Genomic DNA, 13,624 nt, shown 5'->3' with positions numbered 1-13,624 from the left:
TTAGAATCTGCGGAGTTAGATTCTGTATTTGAATCTGAAGTATTAAATCTTAGAATCTGTGTGTGTTTTAGATTCCAAATCTGTCAAATTAGATTCTGTTAGACTAGATTCTAAGCTTTCCTTAGATTCTGTATTTTCCTTACATTCCGTGCTTGGCTTGCCCGCTCTGACTTAAGAGCGTAGAGCAAGCAAAAGCCCTTTTTCCGAGTGCAAGCTCAATGTATAGAATCTAAAAACCTCACAACCTCCCCCCAATCTGCACATAAAACGCCGCGCCGGGCGCGCGATAGTAGCTATAATATTTGTGGTTAAAGATATTGGTAGCATTGAGGCTCACTTCATAATGCCCACCAAAGCGCACGCCAAGCCGCACATCAGCTAAAATATAAGAATCTATCGCCCCATACACGCCGCTTATGGTGTCGCTATTATCCTCCCTGCTAAAGGGCTTGCTCATACACTCCACCCCAAAGCTCCCAAAAAAGCGGCTATCGTCATAATAAATCTGCCCATAAGCAAGGTGGGTGGGTATGCCTGTGAGTTTTTTGCCTATGGTGGCGGGATTTGCGGGGTTTTGTAGCATTTGTGAGTTGGTAAAAGTGTAGGTAAATAGCACCCCAAAAGAAAGCGGGAGATTTTGCCTATAAGAGAGCTCTAAGCCGTTGATGAGGGCTAGTCCGCCGTTGAGATAGGATTGGTTTGCGCTGTCGCGATAGATGATATCCTCTAGGTAGGTGTGGAAATAATAGGCTTTGATAAGCCCTTCATAATGCGCGGGGATTTTCTGCTCTATGCCTATATCAAAGCTCGTTACGCTTTCAGGGCGCAAGGTGGGATTGCCCAGCACCTGCGTGCCATCGGAGTATTTGTAGTTTGCGATGAGTTGGGACATATTAGGCGCGCGAAAGCCCTGCCCAAAGGAGAGTTTAAGCAGGCTTGTGGGGGTGAATTGGTAGTTTAGGCTAGCCTTTGGGCTAAGCTTGGATTTGTGGTTAGAATCCGTGGGGGCACTCAGCGGCACGCTAGTAGAGAGGCTCTCATAGCCATAGCCTAGCCAATAATCATAGCGCAAGCCAAGCGAGGTGCTAAGCCCCTTAAGCCACACGCTGCGCCATTCCACAAAGCCCCCAAGGCTAAGCGAGTTCGCGCTTCTTTGCGCCTTGGTGCCTAGGGAGGGGCTAGAGAAGTCGCGCCAATTTGTGATATTGCTCTCACTAATGCTTGTGGCGATATGGCGCGTCTGTATCCCCACTAGCACGCTCTGTTCTAGCGTATGGGGAATCTCAAAGGGGAGGCTTGTGAAAATATCGAGATTGTCAATGCCACTGCGCGTAAAGGTGCGCGTGCCCTGCCCGCCAAATACGCTTGTGTTGGCACTAGATTCATTGTTAGAATCCGCCCCGCCATCGGGATTATGAAAGGTATCAAAGCCATCAATCCTCGAGTATTTGAGGCTTAGCAGAGTCTCGTCAAAATACTGCCTGTAGCCGATATAGGCGATACTTTGGTTATAAAACTCCTTGCCTATGCCGCGCAGGGCATACATAGGCATAGGGCGGTTGCCAGTATTGCTTGTGTTTGTGTTATCGCCCCACACGACATTGCCGCTGCTATCGCGCAAAAAACTGCGTTGGTTTAGATGGTCGTAGGTGTAGTTATTAAAACTCCCGCCTAGATCTAGCGTCGCATTGGGCGTGAAGTCGTATTCTGCCCTCACTCGCACATCGTGCGTGTGGTAGCTCTGCGCCCCCATATCGCCGATTAGCGTGATGGGCGCGCCGCTCGTGGTGCTTGAGGGAATGCCCCCGCTCACGCCATTTAGGAGCGTATCATCGGGATACACCCACGCGCTATCGGCAGCATAGCCCCCAGAGCGTGCAAAACCATAGCTAGCCTTAAGGCGCAATCGCTTATGTAAAAGCGCATCGCCCACCGAGAGATAGCCACGCAGGGTGTTGCGCGGGGCGGTGTCGTTATCAAAGCCATTGCCATAGCCTAAAAAGCCATTTGCGCTAAATGCCTTTGGCATTGAGGTTACGAAGTGTATCGCCCCGCCGATAGCCCCCGAGCCATAGAGGTTAGAAAAGGGACCGCGTATGACTTCTACTTGCTCCAAATCCGCGGGATTCATCGCGACAATCATCTTGGTGTTGTTGTTCATATCATTGAGGATAACGCCATCGAGCATTATCGCCGCGCCATTGGCAATCCCGCGGATAGTGAGCGTATCAAAGGTATCTAGCCCGCGCGATTTGCTCTGTCTTATGCCCTCTATCCCGCGTAGCGTGTCGCTAAACTTGGCATTGGGACGCAGCTCAATGTCCTTTTTGCTCACCACGCTCACATTCCCCGCTGCCTCATCGAGCGTGGTTTCCACACGCGTGGCGGTAACGATGCTAGATTCTAGCTTGTGGTAGTGCGGGCGGGCGTTGGGGAGTGTGTCGGCTAGGAGGTAGATGGGGAGGAGGAGGGGGAGAGGGAGATGATGGTTCATAGGTGTTCCTTTTTAGATTCTAAAATTTTGGAAATTCGTCTCTTACGCAATCTTTGAATGAGTGCGGTGGCTCGACTTCGGGCACTACCGCCTAAGGTAGCTTCCTCGTCTCGCCTTGCACAACATTCAAATCTTACGCAAGATACTAGAATTTCCGGCAAGCCAAGCGCGGAATCTAAGGCAAATTCAGAATCTAGTGCGGATTTAGATTCTAGATTCAACAATTCAGATTTAGAATCTAAGCGACTTACAGAATCCACCACTTCAAAAAACTTGTGCGAGGATTTGCCAAATATCAATAGTGTGCGCGGTAGCGCAAGCCGAAGCAGAATCTAAAGATTCTACATCTTTAGATTCTGCCATTTTTGCTCTGCAAAAATCAAATCAATGTGTAGGTGCGATAGCACCAACCGCGCTAGAAGCGGATACAGCGAGGCTCTCTCCCCGATTGCGGATTGCGCAAAAAGACCCAACGGGTTGCAAGCGAAGCGCAGCAAAAAAGCGGCGCTTTATCTTTTTCGGGGCTGGGGAGAGCGGGGAGAGGGGAAACCCCTTTTCTTTTTGCGCAAACAAGCGACTTTGAGAATCTAGAAAATATCCGTGAGAGCGTGAATCTAAGAGGCTAGATTCTAAGTTTGAATCTAAATTACTAGGCTAGATTGTGAATCTACTTTAGATTCTATACCGCTTGGATTCTGTGTTGTGGATTCTTTGGGACTTGGATTGTGTGATTGTTTTAGATTCTGTTGGATTAGATTCTAAATCTGCGTTAGATTCTGTATTTTCCTTACATTCCGCGCTTGGCTTGCTGGGCATTCTAAAATTTCCGATGAAAAATGTGGGTTGCAAGCAAAAGTGGGAGGGAGCTACCTAGGCGTATGTAACCAAAGCACTTTTGTGTCGCTCCCGCATTTATCGCCAAAACGAAGTTTCTTTAGAAAAGCGCAATGCCTACAAACACAGAAACTAGAATCTATAAATATCTCACTCCTCCACCGCAAAACTCCCCTTCGCGTGCGCCTGCAAATACTCCCAAATCAGCTTATCATTAGCCTCTGTGGGCATTGCAAAGGCGCGCATCGTGCTATAGATCCCCTCCCACTCTCGGATAGTGTGCTCGCTAGGGGCGTGCGCTGCGTGGCACATCGAGCAATTGTCGTAATACACAAACTCATTTTCACTCCAAAGCGCACTAGAATCTTGCAGCACATCTTGCTTTAGCAGCGCCACCTCTAGCGTATCTGAATCCACCCCGCCGCTAGTGAATGTGATCGCTGGGCGCATAAACTCCAAATCCCCATAGAGCACTTGGGAATCGCCCTCTTTTTTATACCCCTTGACTTTGAGCACGACATACTCGCCCATTTGTCGCACCTCCTCGCCACCAAAGCCCTTGATCGTGCTGCCAATGGCGTTTTTGCCTTCACTATCAAACACCCTCACGCCATCTTCTTTGGCAAAAAAGTGATTATCACCTTTCTTTGCCACTGCTTGCGCCTCTGTGTCTTTTAGGCTAAAGCAAGTATGGCACGAATCTTCCACGCCCGCAAACGCACTGCCACCAAACGCGCCCGCGCCACTTTTGGATTGAGCCACAAACGCAGCCACGCACGCAACTCCAACCACCACAATCCCAAAAATTACTCCTTTTTTCATAACTTACGCTCCTATGATTTGGGGTGCTGATGAAGACTTGTAGGGCTCTAGCACCTCGTCTTTGCCAAGCTTTCTGATACCCACTAGGCAGGTATTTACCGATGTGGCTTGTGCCCAGCGACTTGTCGGACGCGAGCTTGTGAGCACATTGCACGATCCTGCGTTGCAGCGGGGTAGTGCATCGTCTGGATTTTGTGGATCATACCACGCGCCCTCTTGAATCTGCACGACACCCTCGCGGATAAAGTCCGTCACAAACGCCCCCGCAAGCACCGCTCCGCGCTTGTTATACACCTCCACGACTTCCCCGTGCTTGATCCCAAGCCTTGCCGCATCTTGCGTGTTGATCACTACTGGCTCGCGCCCTTGGATTTTATACATACCGCGCACCCAAGTGTTGTCAAGCTGACTATGCACGCGATAGCGCGGGTGGGGCGTGAGCAGGTGGAAGGGATAGTCTTTAGATTCTGCGCTGCCTAGGTATTCCTCTGGTTCAAACCACATCAAATGCCCCTTGAAATCCACCAAATCTGCCTTTTGGAATTTATCCACAAAGAACTGAATCTTGCCGCTTTGGGTGGCGAGTTTATTGGCTATAGGATCGGCTCTGAAGTCCGCGTGGCGCACATATTCATACGCCTCTTTATCGATATCAAACTCCACGAAACCATCACGCCAAAAAGTTTCAAAATCCTTGAAATTTACACCGCTAGAGCTATTATAAAATTTTTCTATCCATTCCATATAGCTCATACCGCCCGTGTAGCGATTGTAGAGCTCCTCGCCACCGAGTTTTTTGCTCAAATCCGCAAAAATCTCAAAATCGTCCCTATGCTCATAAGTGGGCTCGATAACCTTGCGCATCGCATAAATCACATTGCGCGAGTAAGTCCCCCCGCTTGTGATATCATCGCGCTCTAGCGTGCAGGTGCTAGGAAATACGACATCTGCCATCTTTGCCATCGGTGTCCACCACGGCTCATGCACGACTACGGTATCCACACTCCTAATGGCGCGGATAAGCTCGTTGGTATTAGGATGGTGCCCAAGTAGCGTCGCGCCGCAGCAATAAATCATCTTAATCTCAGGGAATGTGATCACGCGCCCTTTGAAGTTGATCGACTTGCCCGGATTGAGGATACACTCGCTAATGCGACTTGCAGGGATAGAGAAGCCCACGCGATTGCGCCCTTGAGAAAGTCCGGGAGTCGTCGTGTAGCCGCTATTTGCCTGCCCGCCCCCTGCATAATGCATAGAAAATCCAACGCCCCCGCCGGGCAAGCCAATCTGTCCTATCATACTCGCAAGCGCGATAAGCCCCCAATCCGCCTGCTCGCCGTATTGTGCGCGCTGCATTGCCCAATTGCCCGCGATAAAGGTGCGTTGTGAGACAAACAAATCCGCGAGATCTTTAATGCTAGATTCTGAAAGCTCGGTGATCTTTGACGCCCACGCTATGTCTTTTGCCACGCCATCGCTCTGCCCTAGGAGATAAGGGAGGAATTTATCAAACCCATCGGTGTAGGTCTCTATAAACGCCTTGTCGTATTTGCCGCTTGTGTAGAGATAGTGCATCAACCCAAGCATAAGCGCGACATCGGTATTTGGGCGGATTTTTATCCACTGCGCATCAAACATCTGTGCGCTTTCATTGTAGTATGGATCGATACAGATAAATCTAATCCCCGCTTGCTTGTATTGCGGATAATAGGTATCGTTGAGATGGTTTGGCACGACATAATCGATACGATTGCATTTAAAGAGATCCGCGCCCCACATCACATACACTTTGGTGTGCTTGATGATTTGCTCGTGGGTGGTTTGCTGCGAATACACTTCCATATCGCCGATGATATCGCTATTGACGCGCCCTGCCGCACCATTGCTATACTCTCCATCCGTGCCCACCGCGCCACCAAGCGCGATATTAAAAAACCTCCCCGCCACACTATTAGCATTATGCAATCGCCCCACGTGCCCCCAGCCACCATAGGCGGCGTTGTAGATATTCTCCCGTGGCGTGGCTTTTATCTTTTGTGCCACAAGCTCTAGGGCAGTATCCCAATCCACGCGCACAAAGGGCTCCCTGCCGCGCATATGCGGATTGTTTTTGCCCTCTAGAAATCCTTTGCGCACGCACGGATACTTCACGCGTGAATCTGTATAAACTCTATCGATCATAGATTCTATCATCACGCTTGGATTTTTGTCCTGTGGGCTTTTGAGCACCTCGACAAACTTCCCATCTTTTACCTTTGCGATAAATGGACCAAAGTGCGTGGCGTGCGGGATAAGCTGAATATCATTTATCGCACCAGCTGCTTTGAGAGAAGACAGAGAGCTCGAGAGAGCGAGAGAAACCATCGCCGAGTTTTTGAGCATATCGCGTCTTGTCATATTAACCCCTCCTGTTTTTGAAAGTAAAGGGGGGCATTATAATGCGTCTAGCAAAAAAGTAAAGGTATATAAAAATTTAGCGTTTTAGTCCATTGACGACTTGGAGCATAGAATCTGCAGTTTGTATCGTCTTAGAATTTGCCTCATAGGCTCTCTGTCCCGTGATTAAGTCCGTCATCTCTTCTACGAGTTTGACATTGCTTAGCTCGATAAAGCCCTGTCGGAGCTGCCCAAACCCATCTAAGCCCGGCACGCCTGCGATTGGCTCGCCCGAAGCGTTGGTGTTGATGAGCAGATTATCGCCTAGTGCGTGCAAGCCTGCGGGATTGACAAAATTTACAATCTCAATTTGCCCTAGCACATTTATCTCTGTTTGGTTGCCCTCAATCACGCTCACCGTGCCATCGGTGCCTATGTTAATCTGTGTGGTGTTCTCGGGGATTGTGATATTTGGGATAAGCGGGTAGCCATCGGGCGTTACGACATTGCCCTCGCTATCGAGCTTGAAGCTCCCCGCGCGCGTGTAGGCGATATTGCCATCGGGGAGCTGAATCTGAAAAAACCCATTGCCCGTAATGGCAATATCTAGGTTGTTTTCTGTCTCTTTTGGGTGCCCTTGTGAGAAGAGTTTTTGCACCGAGATGGGACGCACCCCAATCCCCACTTCTATGCCCGTTGGCGAGATAGTCGTCTCGCTTGTGGAAGTCCCAGCGTATTGCAGCACTTGATAAAACAAATCCGCAAATTCCGCGCGCTGCTTTTTGTAGCCTATGGTATTGACATTGGCGATGTTGTTTGAGGTGGTGTCGATTTGTAACTGCTGTCCTAGCATACCCGTGGTGGCGGTGTAGAGAGATCTCATCATAGGTAATCCTTATAAGGCGTGATGGCATTGTGCCCAAAATACAGAATCTAAAAAGCAAAAGTAATTCCTTTAATATCCCATAAGAGAAAATGTATTATAATCCCCGCCTAACAATTCCCAAAGGCGTGAGATGTCCTATCCTATCAGCGATACTGCGTTGTTGCACACACTTTTTGTTATTGGTATCAGTGTCGAGGCGGTTACAGGTGCGCTCGCAGCAGGCAGGCACAAAATGGATCTCTTTGGCGTGATGTTTATCGCGCTAGTTACCGCTATTGGCGGGGGATCTATCCGCGATGTGCTACTTGGGACTTATCCGCTCACTTGGGTAGAAAACCCGATGTATGTGATCATCATCTGTGTGTGTGCGATCCTCACTACTCTCATCCCCAAAAAACTCGTGCGTTTTGAAAAGCTCTTTTTGAGTCTTGATGCGCTTGGTTTGGTGGTGTTTAGTATCATCGGGGCGCAGGTGGCGATGAAGCACGATCACGGGCTTATCATCGCAGTGAGCGCGGCGTGTATCACGGGGATTTTTGGCGGGATTTTGCGCGATATATTTTGCAATCGTATCCCGCTGGTGTTTCAAAAGGAACTCTATGCGGGCGTGAGTATGATCGCAGCGACTTTGTATTACACGCTTGTGGTGGGATTGGGGGTAGATTCACTAATCGCCGTGCTCATCACGCTCGTGTTTGGCACGCTTTTGCGCCTCTTTGCTATCCGCTACAAGCTCAATCTCCCCACATTCTCGTATGATGATACGCACAAACAATAATGGAGTGATTTATGTCCTTAGCCCTTGCTCTAAAATACCGCCCCACGACTTTTGAAGACTTAATCGGGCAGCACGCCGTCTCCCAAACCCTCTCCCTCGCACTAGATTCTAAACATATCTCACACGCCTATCTTTTTAGTGGTTTGCGCGGTAGTGGCAAGACAAGCTCGGCGCGGATTTTCTCGCGCTCTCTGCAGTGTGATAATGGACCCACTTCAAAGCCCTGTGGCGAGTGCCAAAACTGCAAAGCCGCGCTGGAGGGCAGGCATTTAGACATCATCGAGATGGACGCTGCCTCTAGCCGCAAGATTGATGATATCCGTGACTTAATCGAGCAGACAAAATACCGCCCTGCCTTTGGGCGGTATAAGATTTTTATCATCGATGAGGTGCATATGCTCACGCGCGAGGCGTTTAACGCGCTCCTAAAGACGCTTGAGGAGCCGCCCGGGTATGTGAAATTTATCCTCGCTACAACCGATCCGCTCAAGCTCCCGCCCACGATTTTGAGCCGCACGCAGCATTTTCGCTTTAAGCAAATCCCCCAACGCCTCGTAGTCGAGCACATCGCGCATATTTTGGACAAAGAGCAGGTGCGCTATGAGACAAAAGCTCTCGAGATCATCGCGCGCAGCGGCTCTGGGAGCTTGCGCGATACACTCACACTGCTCGATCAGGCGATTATTTTTTGCAAAAACAACATCGATACAAGCGGCGTAACCGATATGCTAGGCATTGTCGATCCCCAGATTTTTAGCACGCTTTTTGGCGATCTTTTAGCGCAGAATTTTGAGCGCGTCAAAGAGAGTATGGGGGCGTTGCAAGAGTATGAAAGCGAGATGATTTTAGATGAGATGATGCTTTTTTTAAAAGATCGTCTTTTGGCTAACGACAAGGCATTCCCCCCGCTTATTTTGGATAGGTTTTTTAGAATCTTAGTGGATTCTAAAATCCTGCTCACACACAATACCGATGGGAGTTTCGTGCTTTTGCTCACTTTGCTAAAAATGCAAGAAGCCCTAAAGATAAAAGAAGTCGATGCGATGATTGCGGATTTGGAAGCCCAGATTTTTGCCACGCCAAAGCCACAGCAGGGCACTCCTAGCACGCACACGAGCGCGCCATCTCCCGCACAAGCCACGAGCCAAACTCCTAGTCAAGCCCCCATTCAAAGCTCTTTGCAAGCCCCCAAGATTCAAAGTCCTTTTGAGATTCTCACCCAAAAGCTCTATGATAGGAATTTTGAGCTAGGCGAGTGCTTTGCGCGGTGCGTGAGCTTTGTGAGCTTTGAGGGCGACACACTCACTTGGCATTCAAGCGCGGTGGGCGAGGATAGGGAGCGGCTAGCTAAGCATTTTGAGATTATCAAAGTCTTTGTGGCGCAAGTCTTTGGCGCGCAGACTAAAATCAGCGCTCAAAAGCTCCCGCCCACGCCACAGCTCCAATCCTCCCAAATGGCGCAGGATATGGCAGCACAGGGGCAAATGGCACAGGAGCAAGCCACGCAGGGAGCGCAGATTGAAACCACGCACGATATGGCGCGAGATATGGGGGCGCGGGCGGATTCTCTAGATTCACAAAACACACAGACAAGCCCAGAATCTACAGAATCTAGCGCGCTAGATTCACAAGCCACGCCACCACAGGAGGCGCAAAAACCACAAGCCCCACAGCCAACGCCACAAGAGGCGCAAGCAAAAGGGCAATCAGAAGCACAAGCCCCACAGGCGGTAGAACAAGAAGCAGAGAGTGAAACAGGGCGTGAGAGTGCCAAAGATCCTCAAGCATTGCAAGAATCTAAAGAATCCCACGACGCCAAAGATTCTCAAGAGCCCCAAGATTCCCAAAGTCTGCCAAAAAGCCAAAAGGAGCAAGATAGGGAGTTTATGGAGCACAACAAAGAGATTGTCGCAAGCCTTGAGGCGCATTTGGGGATTAAAGATTATTTCAAATCATAGAATCTATATAAAGGAGACAAAATGACATTTACGCTAACACAAGAGCAGCTAGAGCCACTTTGTGAGTATCTGCATTCGCTCACGCAGGGGAAGGAGAGGATATTTTTTTTGCTAAATGGCGATTTGGGGAGTGGCAAAACCACGCTTGTGAGGGAGTTTGTGCGCTATAGGGGCGGCAGAGATGAGGTGAGCTCGCCCACCTTTAGCCTCTCACAGGATTATGATGGTATTTTTCACTACGATTTTTATCAAAAAGAATACAACCACCTCCTAGAACTCGGGTTTATCGAGCTTTTTGAGCGTGAGGGCGTGCATTTTATCGAGTGGGCAAGCGTGGGTATCAAGGAGCTTTTGAAAAAATGCCAATTTGCAATAGTGCGCGTGGATATCACGCCGCTAGATTCTGCACAAAGGGAGTATCAAATCAGCGATGAATAAGCTACAAGCGCGCAACCTAAGCAAACAAATCAAAAAAACAAAAATCGTCAATGACATCTCGCTAGAAGTCAGCAGCAAGGAAGTCGTGGGATTATTAGGACCAAATGGTGCGGGCAAAACCACGACTTTTTATATGATATGCGGGCTTTTGCACCCAAGCTCTGGCGCGGTGTATCTCAATGGACACGACATTACCAAGCTCCCCCTGCACGCGCGCTCCAATATGGGCATAGGCTACCTCCCACAAGAATCGAGTATTTTTAAGGATTTGAGCGTGGAGCAAAACCTCATACTTGCCGCCGAGGCGAGTATCAAAAGTGCTAAGGAGCGCAAAATCCGCATAGAAAAAATGCTAGAGGAATTTAACATCGAGCCAATCCGCGCTAGAAAGGGCGTGAGCCTAAGCGGCGGGGAGCGCAGACGAGTAGAAATCGCACGGGCGTTAGTCAAAAATCCCAAGTTTGTGCTGCTTGATGAGCCGTTTGCGGGAGTGGATCCCAAGGCGGTGGTGGATATACAAAACATCATCTTAAAGCTTATCGAGCTTGACATCGGCGTGCTCATCACCGATCATAATGTGCGTGAAACCCTATCTGTGTGCCACAGAAGCTATGTGATAAAAAGCGGCGCGCTGCTAGCTAGCGGCAATGCCGAAGAGATCTACCAAAACGCGCTTGTGCGCAAATACTACTTAGGAGAGCATTTCAAAGTATGAGCGCAAAAGTAGGAGGGAGGCTACGCGCCAACATCGCGATTAAGCCAAAGCTTTCAGCGACACTCAAAAACTGGCTGCCTATCCTGCAAAGCGGGGCAGATAGTATCGAGGAGATCGTGCAAGAGTTTGCCCAAGAAAATCCCTATGTGCAGATAGAGAGCCAACGCACACAGAATCTAGCGCATAAACCCAGCACTCCTAGCCCCAAAATCCAAAAAAACTCCATAACCGACAAGATAGAATCCCTAAGCACTAGCACCCAAGATCTCTATGAGAGTTTGCTTAGCCAGCTCTCCCCGCGCCTTTTCCCTAGTCAGAGTTCCCAGCGCATCGCCCATAGCATTATAGAAAACCTCAATGACGAGGGGTATTTGGATGGCGAAGTAGCCGAGCTTGCGGCGGAAGTGGGCGTGAGCGTGGAGGAGTTTGAGCGCGTGCGCTCAAGGTTTGTGTATCTCGAGCCCTGTGGCATAGGGGCGCGCGATATGCGAGAGTCTTTGCTTTTCCAACTCCAAGAGAGTGATTTGGATAATGCAGCCTTTGAGCTAGGGCTAGAGATTATCCAAAACCTCCAAAACCACGCCGCGCACAAATCTAATCCGCTTTATGAAGAAGTGATGCGCACGATTAAGCGATTTAGAAACCCTCCTGCGTGCGACTTTGGCGTGAAGATCCCAGAGGTGATTCCAGATATTTTTATTTTTGAGCGGCTCAAGGAGGATTCACTCCAGCACACTTATGAGCTTGAAGTGCGCGTCAATGATATGTATTATCCAAAAATTATCATCGAGCACCAAGAGCTAGCGAGCAAAAATGCTAAGCCCCAAAGCGAGGCACAAAAAGAAGCGCAAAAACAAGCCCAAGACTTTGTCAAACTTAAGCTTAAAGAAGCAAAGGATCTCATCGATGCGCTCGATATGCGCAAGGCTACGATTTTAAAAATCGCCATTGCGCTGCGTGAGAATCAGTATGATTTTTTTATGGGTGGGGAGATACGCCCGATGAAGCTAAAGGACATAGCCCAAGATCTAGGCTATGCGCCTAGCACAATCTCACGCGCTATTGCCAACAAATACCTAGAGTGCGATAGGGGGATTTTCCCCATCAAAAGTTTCTTTACAGCTGCCATTGATGGCGAGACTTCTAACGCCTCGATTAAGGACTTCATCCTCGAGCTTGTAAAGAGCGAAAACAAGAAAAAGCCCCTAAGCGATGTAAAGATTCTAAAAAGCGTGGAGGAGAAGTTTGGGATTAAGATGGTGCGCCGCACGATAACCAAATACCGCCAGCAGCTAAACATAGCCAGCTCAAGCGAGCGCAAGAAGCTCTATGAGATGAGTGTGTAAGCCAAAACTTAGTCAATATGCGCCATAATTGTGCGCATTAAGCCCCACCAAAGGAGTGATAATGTCTCTTAAATCCCTTATCCGCAATAATCCCGTGTATCAGCACTATATCCTGCCCCTGCGCCAAAAATACAATGCTTATATAGAATCTAAACTTGATGATGAGGCGTATTTCACGCGCAGGCATAAGAAAATCTTTGGCTACACGCCGGACTTTAAAAATCCTCAAACGTTTAACGAAAAAATCGTGCATAGAATCCTCTATGATAGAAACCCCCTTTACACCGCACTTGCCGATAAGCTCAAAGCCAGAATCTACATCACGGCAAAACTTCAGAATCTAGCTCTCGGGGGGGGGGAATTTAGCTCTTTAGAAGACTCTCATTTAGATTCTGCGCCTCTAGGAGACTCCGCGTCCTCTCAAAATTCTCAAGACAAACTAGCCCAAAAATTCCAAGCCCTCGCACAAGATCCGACATTTTTAGATTCTAGTGCGTCCTCTTCGCCACTTTTTGCGCCCATTGATAGCGTGACTAAACTTCTCTTTGAGACCAATATCTGCCCCTTTTTGCCCAAGCTCTATGGGATCTATAAAAGCGTGGAGGAGATTGACTTTGACGCGCTACCACAATCCTTTGTGCTAAAGACTAACCACGATTGTGGTGGCGTAGTCATCGTGCCGGACAAGGAGGCGTTTTTGGGAGATTCTAAGAAGTTTGGCGAGGCTATGGCGAAGCTCACAAAGCACCTTAATACCAATTTTTACACGCTTTATAGGGAATACCACTACAAAGATATCGAGCCTAGAATCTTTGCCGAAGAGCTGCTAGGCGAGAGGACACAAACCCCGCAACACCCAAGCTTAGATTCTAAAAAGATTGAAAAGAGCGATTTTCATAAATCTTTGCCACGCAATCTAGGCCCAAATGACTCACAAGCTTTATCACAGAATCTAAGCCCAAATCTCCCCCAAAATT

Annotated in this window: 12 protein-coding genes; 7 read left to right on the top strand and 5 right to left on the bottom strand. The window is 48.9% G+C overall.

The annotated features are described in order from the left end of the window. Window positions 1-238 precede the first annotated feature (238 nt). A complete protein-coding gene (locus ACH2BK_RS04165; protein ID WP_395002202.1) occupies window positions 239-2,494 on the bottom strand; it encodes a TonB-dependent receptor in 2,256 nt (751 codons plus the stop codon). Between the two features lie 57 nt (window positions 2,495-2,551). Between ACH2BK_RS04165 and ACH2BK_RS04160 the strand changes: the two genes are divergently transcribed. Then, window positions 2,552-2,830, top strand: coding sequence for a hypothetical protein (locus ACH2BK_RS04160; RefSeq protein WP_395002201.1), 279 nt, complete (start codon window positions 2,552-2,554; stop codon window positions 2,828-2,830). A gap of 336 nt (window positions 2,831-3,166) precedes the next feature. Here the strand turns inward: ACH2BK_RS04160 and ACH2BK_RS04155 are convergent, their stop codons facing one another. The 4 genes from ACH2BK_RS04155 to flgG form a co-directional block, all read right to left on the bottom strand. Next, a complete protein-coding gene (locus ACH2BK_RS04155) occupies window positions 3,167-3,310 on the bottom strand; it encodes a hypothetical protein (protein ID WP_395002200.1) in 144 nt (47 codons plus the stop codon). 168 nt (window positions 3,311-3,478) lie between these two features. Beyond that, window positions 3,479-4,150: a hypothetical protein gene (locus tag ACH2BK_RS04150; protein ID WP_395002199.1), complete on the bottom strand. Its 672-nt coding sequence runs from the start codon at window positions 4,148-4,150 to the stop codon at window positions 3,479-3,481. Between the two features lie 3 nt (window positions 4,151-4,153). Further along, the gene (locus ACH2BK_RS04145; protein ID WP_395002198.1) at window positions 4,154-6,547 is read right to left on the bottom strand and encodes a molybdopterin-dependent oxidoreductase; all 2,394 of its coding nucleotides are present in this window, start codon (window positions 6,545-6,547) and stop codon (window positions 4,154-4,156) included. Between the two features lie 76 nt (window positions 6,548-6,623). Next, window positions 6,624-7,412 carry a flagellar basal-body rod protein FlgG gene (flgG, locus tag ACH2BK_RS04140; RefSeq protein ID WP_394996963.1) on the bottom strand — a complete coding sequence of 263 codons (789 nt, stop codon included), beginning with the start codon at window positions 7,410-7,412 and terminating at the stop codon, window positions 6,624-6,626. Between the two features lie 130 nt (window positions 7,413-7,542). Between flgG and ACH2BK_RS04135 the strand changes: the two genes are divergently transcribed. The 6 genes from ACH2BK_RS04135 to ACH2BK_RS04110 all read left to right on the top strand — a co-directional run. Continuing rightward, window positions 7,543-8,190, top strand: coding sequence for a trimeric intracellular cation channel family protein (locus tag ACH2BK_RS04135; protein ID WP_395002197.1), 648 nt, complete (start codon window positions 7,543-7,545; stop codon window positions 8,188-8,190). Window positions 8,191-8,201: 11 nt separating this feature from the next. Then, on the top strand, window positions 8,202-10,148 hold the full coding sequence (locus ACH2BK_RS04130) for a DNA polymerase III subunit gamma/tau (protein WP_395002196.1): 1,947 nt from the start codon (window positions 8,202-8,204) through the stop codon (window positions 10,146-10,148). A gap of 21 nt (window positions 10,149-10,169) precedes the next feature. Then, window positions 10,170-10,586, top strand: a complete 417-nt coding sequence (gene tsaE / locus ACH2BK_RS04125; RefSeq protein ID WP_395002195.1) for a tRNA (adenosine(37)-N6)-threonylcarbamoyltransferase complex ATPase subunit type 1 TsaE — start codon at window positions 10,170-10,172, stop codon at window positions 10,584-10,586. Further along, window positions 10,579-11,301: an LPS export ABC transporter ATP-binding protein gene (gene lptB, locus ACH2BK_RS04120; protein ID WP_394996970.1), complete on the top strand. Its 723-nt coding sequence runs from the start codon at window positions 10,579-10,581 to the stop codon at window positions 11,299-11,301. Before tsaE ends, lptB begins: the two co-directional genes overlap by 8 nt. After that, window positions 11,298-12,647 carry an RNA polymerase factor sigma-54 gene (locus tag ACH2BK_RS04115; RefSeq protein WP_395002194.1) on the top strand — a complete coding sequence of 450 codons (1,350 nt, stop codon included), beginning with the start codon at window positions 11,298-11,300 and terminating at the stop codon, window positions 12,645-12,647. The genes lptB and ACH2BK_RS04115 overlap by 4 nt, the downstream gene beginning before the upstream one ends. 61 nt (window positions 12,648-12,708) lie before the next feature. Next, window positions 12,709-13,624, top strand: a 916-nt coding sequence (locus ACH2BK_RS04110) for an ATP-grasp fold amidoligase family protein (protein WP_395002193.1), incomplete at its 3' end; no start/stop codon positions are given.

Source organism: uncultured Helicobacter sp. (genome assembly GCF_949282165.1).
In the GTDB taxonomy this organism is placed as follows: domain Bacteria; phylum Campylobacterota; class Campylobacteria; order Campylobacterales; family Helicobacteraceae; genus Helicobacter_F.
This window is presented reverse-complemented; position numbering and strand designations above follow the sequence as displayed.